Genomic DNA, 17586 nt, shown 5'->3' with positions numbered 1-17586 from the left:
GGGAACGCAACGAGATGGGGACAAGAGATGGTGATTTCGGTGGGAGACCGGCTGCCCGAGGCGGCGCTGGTGCGGATCGGGGCCGAGGGGCCGGAGCAGGTGCAACTGTCCGAACGGCTCAAGGGCCGGAGCGTGGTGATCTTCGCCGTGCCGGGTGCCTACACGCCCACCTGCCATTCGGCGCATGTGCCCTCGTTCATCCGCACGAAGGAGCAGTTCGCCGACAAGGGTGTCGAGGAGATCCTCTGCATCTCGGTCAATGATCCGTTCGTGATGAAGGCTTGGGGCGAATCCACCGGCGCGTCCGAAGCCGGCATCACCATGCTGTCGGATGCGGATGGCGCCTTCACCAAGGCGCTTGGACTTTCCTTCGACGCGCCGCCTGTGGGGCTGATCGGCCGCTCGAAACGCTACGCGCTCCACGCCCGCGACGGGGTGGTCACGGTGCTCCATCTCGAGGAGAGCCCCGGCGTCTGCGAAAGCTCGGGCGGCGAGGCCCTGCTGGCGGCGATCTGATCGGGGCCGCGGCGTGACGGTCCCGCGGGCAGGCCGTCACGCCGCGAACGCGCTTGGGTCGCGCGCCGTGTGACGGTGGGCATCGTCACACGGCTGCGCCGATGACCTGCCGGCGGCCCTTCGGGCCTGCTGGCGAAGCGCGTTGTTCCGGTGCGGCGGAGGGCTTACTCCGCCGCGAGGGCCGTCCGGTCCACGAGGCCCACGATGTCCATCATGATCCGGTTCAGCTCGAAATCCTTGGGCGTATAGACGGCGGCCACGCCCATCGCGCGAAGCTGCTCGGCATCCTCTTCGGGGATGATGCCGCCCACGATCAGCGGAACGTCGAGCGAGACGCGGCGCATCTCGGCCAGCACCTCCGTCACCAGCGGCATGTGCGAGCCCGAGAGGATCGACAGGCCGATCACATGCGCCTGATCCTCGACGGCCTTGGCGACGATCTCGCCGGGCGTGAGGCGGATGCCGTCATAGGTGATGTCCATTCCGCAATCCCGCGCGCGGGCGGCGATCTGCTCGGCGCCGTTGGAATGGCCGTCGAGCCCCGGCTTGCCGACGACGAACTTCAGCGGCCGGCCGAGGCGCGCCGAGACCGCCTGCACCGCCTCGCGGATCGGGTCGAGGCCGTCGGTCCGGTTCGAGGGCGCGCGCGAGACGCCGGTGGGGCCGCGGAACTCGCCGAAGGCGCGGCGCAGTTCGGCCGCCCATTCGCCGGTGGTGGCGCCCGCCTTGGCGGCGGCGATCGAGGCGGGCATCACATTCTCGCCCGAGGTGGCGGCGCGGCGCAGTTCGGCCAGCGCGGCGGTCACGGCGGCCTCGTCGCGCGCGGCGCGCCAGGCCTTCAGCCGCTCGACCTGATCGCGCTCGGCTTCCGGGTCGGCCACCATGATCGCGCCATCGCCCGTGGTGAGCGGCGAGGGCGCGCCACTGGTCCAGCGGTTCACGCCCACCACCACCGTTTCGCCCGATTCGACGCGGGCGATGCGCTCGGCGTTCGATTCGACGAGGCGCGCCTTCATGTAGTCGATCGCCTCGATCGCGCCGCCCATCGCGTCGATATGGGCCAGCTCTTCCCGCGCGCCGGCCTTCAGCGCCTCGACCTTGCGCTCGACCGCGGGGTTGCCGTCGAACAGATCCTCATATTCCAGCAGGTCCGATTCGTAGGCGAGGATCTGCTGCATCCGAAGCGACCATTGCTGGTCCCAGGGCCGCGGCAGCCCCAGCGCCTCGTTCCAGGCGGGCAACTGCACCGCGCGGGCGCGGGCCTTCTTCGAGAGCGTCACCGCCAGCATCTCGATCAGGATGCGATAGACGTTGTTCTCCGGCTGCTGCTCGGTCAGGCCGAGCGAGTTCACCTGCACGCCATAGCGGAAGCGGCGGTATTTCTCCTCCTCGATGCCATAGCGGTCGCGGCAGATCTCGTCCCAGAGATCGACGAAGGCGCGCATCTTGCACATCTCGGTGACGAAGCGGATGCCGGCGTTCACGAAGAACGAGATCCGGCCCACCATCGCCGGGAAATGCTCGGCCGGAACCTTCGTGCGCAGGTCGTCGAGCACCGCGATGCCGGTGGCCAGCGCGAAGGCCAGCTCCTGCTCGGGCGTGGCCCCGGCCTCCTGCAGGTGGTAGGAGCAGACGTTCATCGGGTTCCACTTGGGCAGGTGCACCCGCGTGTAGGCCGCCACGTCGGTGATCATGCGCAGCGAGGGCTTGGGCGGGCAGATGTAGGTGCCGCGGCTGAGATACTCCTTCATCAGGTCGTTCTGCACCGTGCCCTGCAGCTTCGAGACATCCGCCCCCTGCTCCTCGGCCACCGCGATGTAGAGCGCGAGCAGCCACGGCGCCGTGGCGTTGATCGTCATCGAGGTGTTCATCTGCTCGAGCGGGATCTGGTCGAACAGCGTCCGCATGTCGCCCAGGTGGCAGATCGGAACGCCCACCTTGCCCACCTCGCCGCGCGCAAGCTCGTGGTCGCTGTCATAGCCGGTCTGGGTCGGCAGGTCGAAGGCGACCGACAGACCCGTCTGCCCCTTGGCAAGGTTGGTGCGGTAGAGTGCGTTCGAGGCCCTTGCCGTGGAATGGCCGGCGTAGGTCCGGAACAGCCAGGGGCTATCCTTCTGGGTCATGGCGAGAAACCTCCACTCTGGCGGGCAAGGAAGTTGCGGTTGGATGTGGATACGCGAAACATAATGTCCCTGTCAATTCGCCGCAACGCGGCGAGGTTCCGCAATCGCGCATCGGAAAATCCTGTCCGCCGGTTCGATCGACCGGACCTTTGTCGGGCAGGCAGGTGATCAGCCGTTGACAAACCGATGGGGCGGACGACGGCAAGTTACGCTGCGTCGCAGCAGACAGAATATTACAAAAATGGTACTTCTGACTATTGCAATCTTGCTGAGCCGGTCGTATTTCAGTCCATCAATGCCGCCGATTCTGCGTTGCGGCACTTCCCTCAGGCCCCAGAGGAGGCAAGCATGGCCCTCGACGTTCAGAGCGACATCGTCGCCTACGACGCTCCCAAGAAGGACCTTTACGAGATCGGCGAAATGCCTCCGATGGGTCATGTGCCGAAGCAGATGTATGCCTGGGCCATCCGCCGCGAACGCCACGGCGAGCCGGACAAGGCCATGCAGATCGAGGTGGTCGAGACGCCCGCCATCGACAGCCACGAGGTCCTTGTCCTCGTGATGGCCGCGGGCGTGAACTACAACGGCATCTGGGCCGGCCTCGGCGTGCCGATTTCGCCCTTCGACGGCCACAAGGCGCCCTATCACATCGCGGGCTCCGACGCTTCGGGGATCGTCTGGGCCGTGGGCGACAAGGTCAAGCGCTGGAAGGTCGGCGACGAGGTCGTGATCCACTGCAACCAGGACGACGGCGACGACGAGGAGTGCAACGGCGGCGACCCGATGTATTCGCCGAGCCAGCGGATCTGGGGCTACGAGACACCCGACGGCAGCTTCGCCCAGTTCACCCGCGTGCAGGCCCAGCAGCTGATGCGCCGCCCCAAGCACCTGACCTGGGAAGAGGGCGCCTGCTACACGCTGACGCTCGCCACCGCCTACCGGATGCTGTTCGGCCACAAGCCGCACGACCTGAAGCCGGGGCAGAACGTGCTGGTCTGGGGCGCCTCGGGCGGGCTCGGCTCCTACGCGATCCAGCTGATCAACACCGCGGGCGCGAACGCGATCGGCGTGATCTCGGAAGAGGACAAGCGCGATTTCGTCATGGGCCTCGGCGCCAAGGGTGTGATCAACCGCAAGGACTTCAAGTGCTGGGGGCAGCTGCCCAAGGTCAACTCACCCGAATACAACGAGTGGCTGAAGGAAGCGCGCAAGTTCGGCAAGGCGATCTGGGACATCACCGGCAAGGGCGTGAACGTCGACATGGTGTTCGAGCATCCGGGCGAGGCGACCTTCCCGGTCTCGTCGCTGGTGGTGAAGAAGGGCGGCATGGTGGTGATCTGCGCCGGCACCACCGGCTTCAATTGCACCTTCGACGTCCGCTACATGTGGATGCACCAGAAGCGCCTGCAGGGCAGCCACTTCGCCAACCTCAAGCAGGCGTCCGCGGCCAACCAGCTGATGATCGAGCGCCGGCTTGACCCCTGCATGTCCGAGGTCTTCCCCTGGGACGAGATCCCGGCCGCGCACATGAAGATGTACCGGAACCAGCACAAGCCCGGAAACATGGCCGTGCTGGTGCAGTCGCCGCGCACCGGCCTGCGCACCTTCGCCGACGTGCTGGAGGCAGGCCGCAAGGGCTGACCGCACGGAAGGCAGCTTACTGGCCGCCGCGGCACGGGTCGCGGCGGCTTTTGATTGCCTTGGAAGAAAAGCGCGGTTGACAGCGCGCGCCAGCCGCGCTCGCCTTGCGGTAGAATGACCTGCTCCGAAGGGCGATTCCGGCGCCGATGCCGCAATGACACATGACTGGATACTCGACGTGCTGAGCGACCTCCGCAGGTATGCCGAGCGGAACGCGCTTCCCGCGCTGGCGGCTGGCCTGGATGAGACGATCCGGCTGGCCCGGGCCGAGATCGGGGCGCCGCCGCCCGGTCCCGAACAGGACGAGCCGCCCTCGCGGCCCAACTGAACGCCGGCGCTGGTCTTGCCCCGCGCCTGCGGCTATGGTCGCGCCCATGCTGGCCATTTCCTTTTCCGACGATCAGGCGGAAGCCTACGACCGCGTGGCCGAACAGCTGCGCGGGATGGGCGTGGATCTCGCCAACGGAAGCCATTCGGCGCCGGTCGAGGGCAAGAGTTCGGTGCTCGCGGTGGTGGGCAAGGCCGGATCGGGCAAGACGATGCTGCTCGCCTCGCTGACGAAGGCGCTGACCGAGGCGGGGCTCGAGGTGGTCTCGGGCGACTGGGAGGGCCGCAAGCGCAAGGAACGGCGCACCCTCGCCATCCTTGCGCCCACGAACAAGGCGGCCAGCGTGCTGCGTCTGCGCGGCGTGCCGGCCACCACGATCCATCGCATCCTCTATTCGCCGCTCTACGATCCGCAGTATGAGCGGATTGCCGAATGGCTGGCCGGAAACGGCAAGCGGCCCGAGGTCGAGGGCCTGTCCGAGACGGCACTCGACCGGGCCAAGGCCTTCTACGAGCAGGTGGCCTCCATCCCCGGTGCGCTGGCGGCGGCGGGCCTGCGCGGCTCCGACTTCATCAAGGGCTGGAAACGGCGGGACGAACCGCTCGACGTGGGCTTCGTGGATGAGGCCTCGATGCTGGACGAACGCCAGTTCGATGACCTGCGCGAGATCTTTCCGACGCTGGTCCTGTTCGGCGATCCGGCGCAGCTGGCGCCGGTGGGCCAGTCGGGCAAGATGGTCTTCGAGACACTGGGGGAGGCGCGGACGCTGTCGCTCTCGCGCATCCATCGACAGGCCGAGGACAATCCGATCCTCGATCTCGCCCATGCGCTGGCCGACCCGGACCTGAGCTTCGAGCAGTTCGAGGCGATGGTCGAGCGGGCGGCCCGCCGGGACGACCGCGTGCAGGTGGCGCAGAGGGTCGATGCCGGTTTGATGGCGCGCTCTCCGGCGCTGGTCTGGCGCAACCAGACGCGGATCCGCCTCATCACCGCCTTCCGCGCCGCCCATGGCGCGCCCGAGACCGAGCTTCTGCCGGGCGAGCCGCTGATCTGCGACGGGATCGAGTTGCCGCTGAAGCATCGCAAGAAGCGGATCGACCTCGAGGCGCGCGGGCTGATCAAGGGCGCGCAGGTGATCTATCTCGGCCCCGGCAACCGCGAGGGGTTCGCGAAGCTGCATGTGGTGGGCGCCGAGGATCCGCAGGTCTCGGCCGCCTCGATCATCAAGATCGAGAAGCCGGGCGAGGAAGAGCCCTTCATCCCCTCGGCCGCCCGGATGGGCGCGGCCTTCCTGCACGGATCGGCCGTCACGATCCACAAGGCGCAGGGCTCGCAATGGGAGGTGGTGCAGGTCTTCGCCCCCGATCTCTGGGCCGCCGCGCAGGCGGGCCGGACCGAGGCGGGCGTGCCGCTCTGGAAGCGGCTGGCCTACGTCGCCATCACCCGTGCCGAAAAGCGCCTGATCTGGGTGGTTCGCAACCGCCTCGCCCTGCCGCAGCGGCCGCTCTCGGTCGAGGATCTGCCGCGCACCGCCCCGCGGCTGAAGCTGCAGGCGGAGGAGTAGGTCCCCTCCGTCCGGGCGGGCGTGACTTCGCCCTCGGCCAAGGCTAGAGTCGGGCCAAAAGTGCAAGGGAGCAAGCACATGCGCTGCGTCTTCGTCCAGTTCCGCTGCGTGCCCGGCAAGACCTACGAGGTCGCCGACGCGATCTACGACCGCGAGGTCGTTTCCGAGCTTTACTCGACATCGGGCGACTTCGACCTGATGGCCAAGGTCTATGTGCCCGACGATCAGGATGTCGGCCGGTTCCTCTCGGAAAAGCTTTTCGACATTCCGGGAATCCAGCGCACGCTGACAACCATGACCTTCAAGGCCTTCTGAGCAGAGGCCCTCGTAACGGCCGAAAAGATTTTTCTTTCCGACCGCTACCCGGACAGCCAGTCCGAGCGGCCGGTCCCGACGGCTTCGGAGACATTGCCGAACCCATCCTGCTCGAGAAGCCGGTCAAGGTCCCGGGCGATCCGGGCCGCCAGCCCCACGCCCTCATAGACCATGGCCGTATAGAGTTGCACGGCCGAGGCCCCGGCGCGGACCTTGGCATAGGCTTCTTCGGCGCTCGAGATCCCGCCCACGCCGATCAGCGGCAGGCGCCCTTCGGTCAGATGCGAGAGCCGGGCCAGCACCCGGGTCGAGCGTTGGAAGAGGGGTGCACCCGACAGGCCACCGGCCTCGCCGGCGTGCGCGCTCTGCAGCCCCTCGCGCGAGAGGGTGGTGTTGGTCGCCACGATCCCCGCGATGCCGGACTCCATGGCCACCTCGGCAATCTCCGCCAGATCGGCGTCCGACAGATCCGGCGCGATCTTGAGGAACACGGGCACCGAAAGAGAGAGCGTCGCCCGCACCTCCATAACGCCGGAAAGGAGGGCGGTCAGCGCTTGCCGTCCCTGAAGATCACGCAGCCGTTCGGTGTTGGGCGACGAGACATTGACCGTCGCGAAATCCACATGCGGACCGCAGGCCGCCAGCACCGCGCCGAAATCGGCGGCACGGTCGGTGCTGTCCTTGTTGGCGCCCAGGTTCAGCCCCACCGGAACCGGCCCCCGAGGCCGCATGGCCAGCCGGGCGCAGATCGTGGCCGCGCCGTCGTTGTTGAAGCCGAATCGGTTGATCGCGGCGCGGTCCTCGGTCAGCCGGAACAACCGGGGCTGCGGATTGCCCGGCTGCGGCCGGGGCGTCGCCGCGCCCACCTCGATGAACCCGAAGCCGGCGCGCATCAGCGCGGGCAGCGCCACCGCATTCTTGTCGTAGCCGGCGGCCAGCCCCACCGGGTTGGGAAGCAAAAGGCCCGCGACCGAGGTGGCCAGCCGAGGAGACGTCACCGGCCCCGGCAGCGGCACAAGGCCCGAGCACAGGGCGGACAGGGAAAGGCCATGGGCCTTCTCCGGGTCCATCCGGTGAAGGGCCGTCAGCGCCGCGCGTTCCAGGATGTTCACCAGAGCCCCTCGGGGAAGATGTGGCCGGTGGCGCCAAGCGGGAGCGACTTGTCCCACACCACGTCGTCGAGCGTCATGCGGCGGTAGAGGTGCGGAAAGAGCTGCCCGCCGCGCGACGGCTCCCACTTCAGGGCGGGGCCGGCGCGGTCGGGATCCACCGCCACCAGAACCAGATCGCTCTCGGTGCCGAAGTGCCGGGCCGCCGTCTCGGCCACCTGCGCCGCGGTCGAGAAATGGATGTAGCCGTCCGCCCGATCGACGGGCGCCCCGGCCGTGGCCCCGGCGTTGCGGAACGCGTCCCATTCAGTGCGGCGGAAAATCTTGAAGATCAGCATGTCAGCCTCATGCACCCGGACCGTGCGCCGGTCAATATCGCCGTTGCCCGATGCTCCCTGTTGCCCCTGCGTCAACCAGGCCTCGCCTTTGACAGCGGGCGTCGGTCCCCGCACTCTGGCCGCACCTGTCCAGACCGGGAGCTTAGACATGAAATCCACCCTTCTCGCCTCGGCCGCACTGCTGGCGCTTGCGGCCGGCGCGGCGCGGGCCGACTTTGCGCTCACCATCCTGCACACGAACGATTTTCACGACCGTTTCGAGCCGATCTCGAAACATGATTCGACCTGTCCTCCCGAGGACAATGAAGCGGGCGAGTGTTTCGGCGGGATCGCACGGCTGGTGACGGCCGTCGCCGAGGCGCGGGCGCAGGGCGGCACGCGGCTTCTGCTCGACGCGGGCGACCAGTTCCAGGGCTCGCTCTTCTACATGCGCTACAAGGGAGAGCTGGCCGCCGAGTTCATGAACGGGCTGGACTACGACGCGATGGCCGTCGGCAACCACGAGTTCGACGACGGCCCGGAGGTCCTGACGGACTTCGCCCGCCAGCTCGAGGCGCCGCTTCTGATGGCCAACGCCGATCTGACGTCCGAGCCCGAGCTGCGCGAGCAGGTCCAGAAGTCGGTGGTGGTCGAGAAGGGCGGCGAGAAGATCGGCATCGTGGGGCTGACGCCGCTCGATACGGCCGAGCTGGCCAGCCCCGGGCCCAACGTCGTCTTCACCGAGCCGGTCGAGGCCGCGCAGGCCGAGGTGGACCGGCTGACCGAAGAGGGCGTGAACAAGATCATCGTGCTCTCGCATCTGGGCCACGAGGCTGACAAGCAGATCGCCGCGACCCTTCGGGATGTCGATGTGATCGTGGGGGGCCATTCGCACACGCTCCTGTCGAACGAGGACGAGGACGCCGCCGGCCCCTATCCGACCATGGTCGGCAAGGTTGCCATCGTCACCGCCTATGCCTACGGCAAGTATCTGGGCGAGCTGAACGTGACCTTCGACGACGCGGGCGCGCTTGTCTCGGCCGAAGGGGCGCCCAGGCTGCTCGATGCGTCGGTGGCTGAGGATGCGGCGACGCTGGCGCGGGTCAAGGAACTGGCGGCCCCGCTCGAGGAGATCCGCGCGCGCGTGGTGGCCGAGGTGTCCGGGGACATCGACGGCTCCCGCGAGAGCTGCCGCAGCGGCGAATGCGAGATGGGCAATCTCGTGGCCGACGCGATGCTCGACAGGGTGCGCGAGCAGGGGGTTCAGATCGCCATTGCCAACGGCGGCGGGCTGCGCGCCTCGATCGAGGGGGGCACGGTCACGATGGGCGACGTGCTGACGGTGCTGCCGTTCCAGAACACGCTGTCCACCTTTCAGGTCTCGGGTGAAACAGTGGTGGCCGCACTCGAGAACGGGGTGAGCGAGGTCGAGGAGGCAGCCGGCCGGTTCGCGCAGGTGGCCGGGCTGACATACGCGTTCGATCCGGCCGCCCCCGCAGGTTCGCGGGTCTCGGAGGTGATGGTGATGGAAGAGGAGGGCTGGCAACCGATCGACCCCTCGCGCACCTACGGCGTCGTTTCGAACAACTACGTCCGGCAGGGCGGGGATGGCTACGCGATGTTCGTCGAGGCCGCCAACGCCTACGATTTCGGCCCCGATCTGGCCGACGTGACGGCCGAATATCTTGCGGCCCATGCGCCCTACGCGCCGGTGATCGAGGGCCGCATCACCCGCAAGTGACGCCCCGTTCCTGATCAAGCCAACGGCCGCGGACGCCTCGTGCATCTGCGGCCGTTCGCGTTCCCGGCAATCGGTGCGATAATATTTCAACCGGCATCGGCATGGTTGAGCGGGATCAGCCGGAAGGCGAGTAAGCGGAAATCTGCCGTTATCGGGATAATTATCAGAAAATCTTTCGGCAATTGAGGCTCAAATCCGCACCGCGCGTTAATCTGTTTCCGAGGCAGGAACAACAAGGCGCAACGCGCGCGGAGGTGGGGGCATGCGGCTTCTGGTGATTGATCATGATCCGGCTTTCGTGCTGGTTCTGCGCCAGATGCTTGACGGGCTCGGCCTGCCGGATCCCGACTGCACGGCCACCGCGCGCGAGGCTCTGCGGCTCCTCGGCGCGGGGGCGCGATTCGATTGCATCATCCTTGACCTCGACCTGCCCGGAGGGGCCGCGGCGCTCTGCCGGAGGCTGCGCCTCCTGCCCGAACATGGCGCGACGCCGATCCTTCTGATCGCCCGCCCGCCGAAGGACGGCGATCTGGCCGAGGCGCTGGCCGCCGGGGCATCCGACTATGTTTCGCGTCAGATTGATCCGTTGGAGCTGCGGGCGCGACTCGGCATGGCGGCCCGCCTGACCGATGAGCGGCGGCGGTCGCGCGCCCTTGCGCTCCGGCTTCACGGGCTGGCGGCGGCCGGCTTCGGCGATCCGCAGCCGGTGCTCGGGCTCGAGGGGGTGATGGAGCTTGCCGCCTTCGAGGACCGGCTGCGCCATGGGCACACCGGCCAGACCGCACTGGCCTTTCGGATCGGCAATGCGGGGGCGATCGCCGCGGCCGCAACCGCCGGGCAGTATCATGACATGCTGACCCATGTGGCGGCGGTGATCCTCGACCGGCTGAGGCCGGAGGGGCTGGTGCTGGCCCATGCCGGGCAGGGCGAGTTCATGGGGCTCATGCCCGCCCCCCCGACCGAAAGGCCGCATGTGCTGGCCGAGGTGCTTGGCCTCCGGCTGGCGGACCGCGCGCCGATCTACGACCGGCTTGCCCTGCCGCGGCCGGTCCTGCAGGTGGGCAAGCCGATGCGCCCCGGCCTCTTCTTCCGCTCGACGCCCGAGCGGCTGATCCGCCGGGCGCGCGAGACGCTCCGCAGTCCCGATCCCGCTCCTCAGGTTCTGGTCTAGCCGCGGAGTCATTGCCCAACCTTTGGGCGATCCCTGCCGGCGCGCCGGTTTTTTCGCCGTGTGCGCCATTGGCCCATTGGCAGCCCACCGCGATCCGTGGAACCGTCGGGCCGACCGGGCAACGGACGAGCGAGATGTCGATCAAGGCCAGCATCCACCACCTGACCCATTACCGCTACGACCGGCCGGTGACGCTCGGGCCGCAGGTGATCCGCCTGCGCCCCGCGCCCCATTCCCGCACGCGCGTCATCTCGCATTCGCTGAAGGTTTCGCCCGGCGGCCATTTCGAGAGCCACCAGCAGGACCCTTACGGCAACTGGCTGACGCGGATCGTATTTCCCGAGCCGGTGACCGAGTTCCGCATCGAGGTCGATCTGGTCGCCGATATGGCGGTCTACAACCCGTTCGACTTCTTCGTCGAAGAGTCGGCCGAGCACTGGCCCTTCGATTATCCCGACGACATCCTCGAGGATCTCTCGATCTACCGCACGCCCGAACCGGCGGGGCCGCACCTGCGCGCCCTTCTCGACACGATCCCGCGCGAGCGGCGGCGGACGGTGGACATGGTCGTCGATCTGAACGCCCGCCTCGCGCGCGAGATCGCCTATGTGATCCGCATGGAGCCCGGCGTCTTCAGCCCGGAGGAGACGCTGGCCGAGGGCCGCGGCTCGTGCCGTGACAGCACCTGGCTGCAGGTGCAGATCCTGCGCCATCTGGGGTTCGCCGCCCGCTTCGTCTCGGGCTACCTGATCCAGCTGAAGCCCGACCTCGAGGCGCTGGATGGTCCTTCGGGCACCGATCACGATTTCACCGACCTGCACGCCTGGGCCGAGGTCTATCTGCCCGGCGCGGGATGGATCGGGCTCGACGCGACTTCGGGGCTCCTGACGGGCGAGAGCCACATCCCGCTGGCCGCGACCCCGCACTATCGCAACGCAGCCCCCATTGCCGGCATGGCGAGCTACGCCGAGGTGGATTTCGCCTTCGACATGACGGTGGCCCGCGTCGCCGAGCATCCGCGGATCACCATGCCCTTCTCCGAGGACAGCTGGGATCGTCTGAACGCGCTGGGGCACAGGGTCGATGCCGCGCTGACGGCGGGCGACGTCCGGCTGACGATGGGGGGCGAGCCCACCTTCGTCTCGATCGACGATTTCGAGGCCGGCGAGTGGAACACCGAGGCCGTGGGTCCCACCAAGCGCGCCTTTGCCGATCGGCTGATCCGGCGGCTGCGGGACCGGTTTGCGCCGGGTGGCTTCCTGCATTACGGGCAGGGCAAATGGTATCCGGGCGAGACCCTGCCGCGCTGGACCTTCTCGCTTTACTGGCGCGAGGATGGCCAGCCGATCTGGCACGATCCCGCGCTCGTGGCGGCCGAGGCGGCCCCGGCCGACCTTGGCGCGGCCGAGGCCGAGCGTCTCATGCAGGGGATCGCCGCGGAACTGGGGCTCGAGCCTGATCTCGTGGTGCCCGCTTACGAGGATCCGGGCGAGTGGCTGCTGAAGGAGGGCAACCTCCCCGAGAACGTGACGCCCGAAAACTCGGAACTGAAGGACCCCGAAGAGCGGCTGCGCATGGTCCGCGTCTTCGAGCGTGGCCTGACCGTACCTTCGGGCTTCGTGCTGCCGGTGCAGCGGTGGCAGGCGCAGGACGCCGGCCGGCGCTGGCGGTCCGAGCGGTGGAAGCTGCGGCGCCGGCATCTGTTCCTCGTGCCCGGCGACAGCCCGGTGGGCTACCGCCTGCCGCTCGGCTCGCTGTCCCATGTGCCGCCCTCGCGCTATCCCTACATCAACCCGACCGATCCCACCGTCGAGCGCGGGCCGCTGCCGCCCCCGGCGCAGACCGTGCCGCTCCAGACGCCCGAAGCCGGGGTGGCGAGCTTCACCGCCGCGACGCCCGGCCAGACCTTGGTCGAGCAGATCCTCGGCGACGAAGACGCGGTTCGCACGGCGCTGGCGGTCGAGGTGCGGGACGGGCGGCTCTGCATCTTCATGCCGCCCGTCGAGGCGGTCGAGGATTATCTCGATCTCGTGGCTGCGGCCGAGGCGGCGGCGGCCCGGCTGAACCTGCCGGTCCATGTCGAGGGCTACGCGCCCCCGCACGACCCCCGGCTGAAGGTGATCCGCGTCGCCCCCGATCCGGGCGTGATCGAGGTGAACATCCATCCGGCCGCGAGCTGGGAGGAGTGCGTCTCGATCACCACCGCCGTCTACGAGGAGGCGCGCCAGTGCCGCCTCGGCGCCGACAAGTTCATGATCGACGGCCGCCATTGCGGCACGGGGGGCGGCAACCATGTGGTGGTGGGCGGGCGGACGCCGATGGACTCGCCCTTCCTGCGCCGGCCCGATCTGCTGCGCAGCCTGATCCTGCACTGGAACCGGCACCCGTCGCTCTCCTGCCTCTTCTCGGGCCTCTTCATCGGCCCGACGAGTCAGGCGCCCCGGATCGACGAGGCCCGCCACGACAGCCTGTATGAGCTTGAGATCGCGCTGGCGCAGATCCCGGGGCCGCAGGATCCGCGCGCGCCGCTCTGGCTGCCCGACCGGCTCCTGCGCAACATCCTGACCGACGTCACCGGCAACACCCACCGGGCCGAGATCTGCATCGACAAGATGTTCTCGCCCGACGGACCGACGGGCCGGCTCGGTCTGGTGGAGTTCCGCGGCTTCGAGATGCCGCCCGATCCGCGGATGAGCCTCGCCCAGCAGCTTCTGATCCGCGCCCTCATCGCGCGGATGTGGCAGAGCCCGGTCACCGGCGCCCTGACCCGCTGGGGCACGGCGCTGCATGACCGCTTCATGCTCCAGCACCATGTATGGGAGGATTTCCTCGACGTGCTGGCCGACCTTCGGGCCCACGGCTTCGACCTCGACCCCGAGTGGTTCCGGGCGCAGGCCGAATTCCGCTTCCCCTTCTGCGGCGAGGTGACCTGTGAAGGCGCGCATCTCGAGATCCGTCAGGCGCTCGAACCCTGGCATGTGCTGGGCGAGACCGGCGCCATCGGCGGCACGGTGCGCTACACCGACAGCTCGACCGAGCGGCTGCAGGTGACGCTCTCGGGCGCCGATCCGGCGCGCTACCGCGTGGCCTGCAACGGGCGCGAGGTGCCGCTGCAGCCCGTGGCCAACGGCCGGGCGGTGGCGGGGGTGCGGTTCAAGGCCTGGCAGCCGGCGGCGGCTCTGCATCCGAACCTGCCCGTCGATGCGCCGCTCACCTTCGACCTCTACGACACCTGGTCGGGGCGCGCGCTGGGCGGCTGCGTCTATCACGTCGCCCATCCCGGCGGGCGCAACTACGAGACCTTCCCCGTGAACGGCAACGAGGCCGAGGCGCGCCGCCTGGCCCGCTTCATGCCCCACGGCCACAGTGCCGGGCACTGGCCCCTTCGGCCCGAGCGTCCGCACCCGGAGTTTCCGATGACGCTCGACCTGCGCCGGCCTGCGGGGCTCTGATGGAGAGACGGTCCCGACCCGCGCCGGGTCTGCCCGGCCTGACCGCCGGCTACCGCCCCCGGCCCGGCGTGCCGGACGAGATGATGGACGCCGCAGGTGGGATCCGCCCCGTCTGGGGCGGCTTCATGCGGCATCTGGCGGGGCTCGCGCCCGAGGAACTGGCCCGCCGCTGCGCCCGCGGCGACCAGTATCTGCGCGATGCGGGCGTCTTCTTCCGCCAGTATTCCGCCGAGGGCTCGGACGAGCGCGTCTGGCCGCTCAGTCACATCCCGGTGCTGATCGACGAGGCCGAGTGGCAGCGTCTGGCCGAGGGGCTCGTGCAGCGGGCGCACCTGCTCGAGGCGCTGATGGCCGACCTCTACGGGCCGAACCGGCTGGTGGCCGAGGGCGTGCTGCCGCCGGCGCTGGTGGCCGGCAACCCCGAGTGGCTGCGCCCGATGGTGGGCATCGCGCCCCGCGGCGGGCACCATCTGCATTTCCTCGCCTTCGAGGTGGGACGCGGGCCGGACGGCGACTGGTGGGTGCTGGGCGACCGGGCGCAGGCGCCCTCGGGCGCGGGCTTCGCGCTCGAGAACCGGGTGGCCACCTCGCGCGCCTTCTCGGATTTCTATGCCGAGGCCCATGTCCACCGTCTCGCAGGCTTCTTCCGCACCTTCCGCGACGCGCTGCAGGACCTGCAGGCCGATCCGCAAGGCCGGGTGGGGATCCTGACGCCGGGGCCGCTGAACGAAACCTATTACGAGCACGCCTGGATCGCGCGCTACCTCGGCTTCATGCTGCTGCAGGGCGAGGATCTGACGGTTGACGGCGGTCAACTCAAGGTGCGCACGGTGGCGGGTCCGCAGCCTGTGTCGGTGCTCTGGCGCAGGCTCGACGGGGCCTACGCCGATCCGCTGGAACTCGAGGGTGGGTCGCAGCTTGGCACGCCGGGCCTCGTCTCGGCGCTGCGCCACGGCTCGACGACGCTGGTCAACAACCTCGGCTCGGGCGTGCTGGAAACCCGCGCCTTCCTCGCCTTCATGCCGCGCATCGCGCGGGCGCTGCTGGGAACGGATCTCGCGCTGCCGAACATCGCGACCTGGTGGTGCGGGCAGGCGGCGGAGCGCGCCCATGTGGCGGCCCATGCCGACCGGATGCTGATCTCGCCCGCCCTCTCGACCCGGCAGCCGATCGAGGACGATCTCGCCGCACTGGCCGGGACCCGGCTGGCCCCGCGCGACCCGGCGGAGTTCCTCGACCGCGAAGGGGCAGGGTTCGTCGGGCAGGAGTCGGTCGTACTTTCCACCACGCCGGCGCTGATCGGGGGCCAGCTCGTGCCCCGGCCGATGAGCCTGCGGGTCTTTCTCGCCCGCACGCCCTCGGGCTGGCAGGTGATGCCCGGCGGCTTCGCCCGCATCGGCCGGACGCCCGAGCCGCGGGCCATCGCCATGCAGCGCGGCGGCGCCGCGGCCGATGTCTGGATCGTGAGCGCGACGCCCGTCGAGGCCGCGAGCCTGATCCCCGCGCAGGGCCGGCAGCTTCAGGCCCATGAGGGGCCGCTGCCCGCGCGGGCGGCCGACAACCTCTTCTGGCTCGGCCGCTATGTCGAACGGACCGAAGGGATCATGCGCCTGCTGCGGGCGCGCAACGTCCGGCTGGCCGAAACGGGCGACGCCAACGCGCCGCTTCTCGCGGCACTGGCGCCGCTGTTCCGGGGGCAGGGGGTGGACCCCGAGGAGGGCATCCCCAAGGGGCTGATCGAGACCCTCCGCTCGGCCATCGCGAGCGCCGGGCAGGTGCGCGACCGTTTCTCGCCCGACGGCTGGTCCTCGCTGGCCGATCTCGACAAGACCATGCGGCGCATGGCCGACCGGGTCGAGGCGGGCGACGACGCGGCCCGCGCCCTGTCGGCGCTGCTGCGCAAGATCACGGGCTTTTCGGGCCTCGTGCACGAGAACATGTATCGCGTGACCGGCTGGCGCTTTCTCGAACTTGGGCGCCATGTCGAGCGCGGCGCCGCCATGGCCGCGGTGCTGGCGACGCTGGCCGATCCGTTCGCGCCCGACGGGGCGCTCGATCTCGCGGTCGAGGTGGGGGATTGCGTGATGACCCACCGCCGCCGCTTTGCCGTCACCACCTCGCGCGAGACGGTGGTGGACCTGCTGGCGCTCGATGCGATGAACCCGCGCTCGATCCTGTTCCAGCTCGACGGGATACACGAGCAGGTCAGCTACCTGCCCGGCGCCACGGCGAGCCCGATGCCGGACTTCCTCCGCCTCGTCCTGCGGACCCGCACCAACCTTGCGACCGAGCGGGCCGAGCAGCTCGACACCCGGGCGCTCTGGGCGCTGCGCGGCGCGATCTGGGACATTTCCGATCTGATCACAGACACCTGGCTCAGCTGAATGCTCTATCAGGTCCGACTTTCCGTCAGTTATCACTACGCCCGTCCCGCCTCGGGAGGGCGGCACCTGCTGAGGCTTCTGCCCGCCCATCTGCCGGGCGTGCAGGAGATCTCGCAGGAGGCGATCGCCATCAGCCCCCGCCCGACCGAGAGAAGCGAGCATACAGATTTCTTCGGCAACCGGACGGTGGAGGTCGCGGTGGCCTGCGACCATTCCGAGATCGTCTTCACCGCCAGTTGCCGGGTCGAGCGGCTGTTCGCGGGGCCGGGCGCGGACCGCTCGCCGCCGCTGACGGAGCTGCCGGGCGAGATCGCGGCGGTGCTCGATCTCGGTCCCGCCGCGCCCCATCATTTCCTGTCCGCCTCGCCGCGGATCCGGCCGGTGGCGGCCATCACCGACCATGCCCGGCTGGCGCTGGCCGACGCGCCGAGCGTGCGCGCAGCGGTCGAGGCGCTGGGGCGGGCGCTGCATCGTGACCTGCGGTTCGATGGCGGGGCGACGTCGGTGGACACGCCCCCCGAAGAGGCCTTCGCCCACCGCCATGGCGTCTGCCAGGACTTTGCCCAGATCATGATCGCGGGCCTTCGGGGTGTCGGAGTGCCGGCCGCCTATGTCTCGGGCTTCCTGAGGACGGTGCCCCCGCCCGGCCAGCCGCGGCTGGAGGGGGCGGATGCGATGCATGCCTGGGTGCGCGCCTGGTGCGGGCGGTCTGAAGGCTGGGTCGATTACGATCCGACGAACGGCTGCTTCGTGGGAGCGGATCATGTCGTGGCCGCCGTGGGCCGCGACTATGGCGACCTGGCGCCGGTCTCGGGCATCCTGCGCATCGCCGGCGGGCAGAGGACGAGCCATGCGGTGGATGTGATCCCGCTGCCGGGCTGAGATGGCGCGCGGGCTGAGGGCGCAGGGAGGGGGGCCTCTGCCC

General features: G+C 69.2%; 13 protein-coding genes. 10 read left to right on the top strand and 3 right to left on the bottom strand.

All coding sequences use genetic code 11. The features are described 5' to 3' along the window. Positions 1 to 27 precede the first annotated feature (27 nt). Positions 28 to 516, top strand: a complete 489-nt coding sequence (locus LV780_RS12830; RefSeq protein WP_011909952.1) for a peroxiredoxin — start codon at positions 28 to 30, stop codon at positions 514 to 516. Positions 517 to 680: 164 nt separating this feature from the next. On the opposite strand, the gene LV780_RS12825 is transcribed toward LV780_RS12830, so the two are convergent. Beyond that, positions 681 to 2639 carry a protein meaA gene (locus LV780_RS12825; RefSeq protein WP_108221347.1) on the bottom strand — a complete coding sequence of 653 codons (1959 nt, stop codon included), beginning with the start codon at positions 2637 to 2639 and terminating at the stop codon, positions 681 to 683. A 348-nt stretch (positions 2640 to 2987) separates the two neighbouring features. Between LV780_RS12825 and ccrA the strand changes: the two genes are divergently transcribed. The 4 genes from ccrA (at position 2988) to LV780_RS12805 (ending at position 6487) form a co-directional block, all read left to right on the top strand. Next, on the top strand, positions 2988 to 4280 hold the full coding sequence (gene ccrA / locus LV780_RS12820) for a crotonyl-CoA carboxylase/reductase (RefSeq protein ID WP_011909954.1): 1293 nt from the start codon (positions 2988 to 2990) through the stop codon (positions 4278 to 4280). A 154-nt stretch (positions 4281 to 4434) separates the two neighbouring features. Continuing rightward, positions 4435 to 4608 (top strand): hypothetical protein, encoded by a 174-nt coding sequence (locus LV780_RS12815; protein WP_101341360.1) that lies wholly within the window; start codon positions 4435 to 4437, stop codon positions 4606 to 4608. Positions 4609 to 4642: 34 nt separating this feature from the next. Further along, positions 4643 to 6172 (top strand): ATP-dependent DNA helicase, encoded by a 1530-nt coding sequence (locus LV780_RS12810; RefSeq protein WP_181318512.1) that lies wholly within the window; start codon positions 4643 to 4645, stop codon positions 6170 to 6172. A gap of 78 nt (positions 6173 to 6250) precedes the next feature. Further along, a complete protein-coding gene (locus LV780_RS12805; RefSeq protein ID WP_011909956.1) occupies positions 6251 to 6487 on the top strand; it encodes an Lrp/AsnC ligand binding domain-containing protein in 237 nt (78 codons plus the stop codon). Positions 6488 to 6531: 44 nt separating this feature from the next. On the opposite strand, the gene LV780_RS12800 is transcribed toward LV780_RS12805, so the two are convergent. Together LV780_RS12800 and LV780_RS12795 are read right to left on the bottom strand one after the other, a co-directional pair. Then, positions 6532 to 7599, bottom strand: coding sequence for a quinone-dependent dihydroorotate dehydrogenase (locus LV780_RS12800; protein WP_108221348.1), 1068 nt, complete (start codon positions 7597 to 7599; stop codon positions 6532 to 6534). Then, positions 7596 to 7934 (bottom strand): DUF952 domain-containing protein, encoded by a 339-nt coding sequence (locus tag LV780_RS12795; protein WP_011909958.1) that lies wholly within the window; start codon positions 7932 to 7934, stop codon positions 7596 to 7598. Before LV780_RS12795 ends, LV780_RS12800 begins: the two co-directional genes overlap by 4 nt. A gap of 148 nt (positions 7935 to 8082) precedes the next feature. Between LV780_RS12795 and LV780_RS12790 the strand changes: the two genes are divergently transcribed. The 5 genes from LV780_RS12790 to LV780_RS12770 all read left to right on the top strand — a co-directional run bounded on the left by LV780_RS12790 (position 8083) and on the right by LV780_RS12770 (position 17543). Beyond that, positions 8083 to 9654 (top strand): bifunctional metallophosphatase/5'-nucleotidase, encoded by a 1572-nt coding sequence (locus LV780_RS12790; protein WP_108221349.1) that lies wholly within the window; start codon positions 8083 to 8085, stop codon positions 9652 to 9654. Positions 9655 to 9916: 262 nt separating this feature from the next. Next, a complete protein-coding gene (locus tag LV780_RS12785) occupies positions 9917 to 10825 on the top strand; it encodes a response regulator (RefSeq protein ID WP_108221350.1) in 909 nt (302 codons plus the stop codon). Positions 10826 to 10959: 134 nt separating this feature from the next. Then, entirely contained in the window at positions 10960 to 14277 is a 3318-nt protein-coding gene (locus tag LV780_RS12780; protein ID WP_108221351.1) for a transglutaminase family protein, read from the top strand. Further along, positions 14277 to 16661 carry a circularly permuted type 2 ATP-grasp protein gene (locus LV780_RS12775; RefSeq protein WP_108221352.1) on the top strand — a complete coding sequence of 795 codons (2385 nt, stop codon included), beginning with the start codon at positions 14277 to 14279 and terminating at the stop codon, positions 16659 to 16661. The genes LV780_RS12780 and LV780_RS12775 overlap by 1 nt, the downstream gene beginning before the upstream one ends. Beyond that, positions 16662 to 17543: a transglutaminase family protein gene (locus LV780_RS12770; RefSeq protein ID WP_108221353.1), complete on the top strand. Its 882-nt coding sequence runs from the start codon at positions 16662 to 16664 to the stop codon at positions 17541 to 17543. Positions 17544 to 17586 lie beyond the last annotated feature (43 nt).

The sequence above is a fragment of the Cereibacter azotoformans genome (assembly GCF_021391315.1).
In the GTDB taxonomy this organism is placed as follows: Bacteria; Pseudomonadota; Alphaproteobacteria; order Rhodobacterales; family Rhodobacteraceae; genus Cereibacter_A; species Cereibacter_A azotoformans.
The sequence above is the reverse complement of the archived record's forward strand: the minus strand, read 5'-3'. Positions and strand labels throughout refer to the sequence as shown.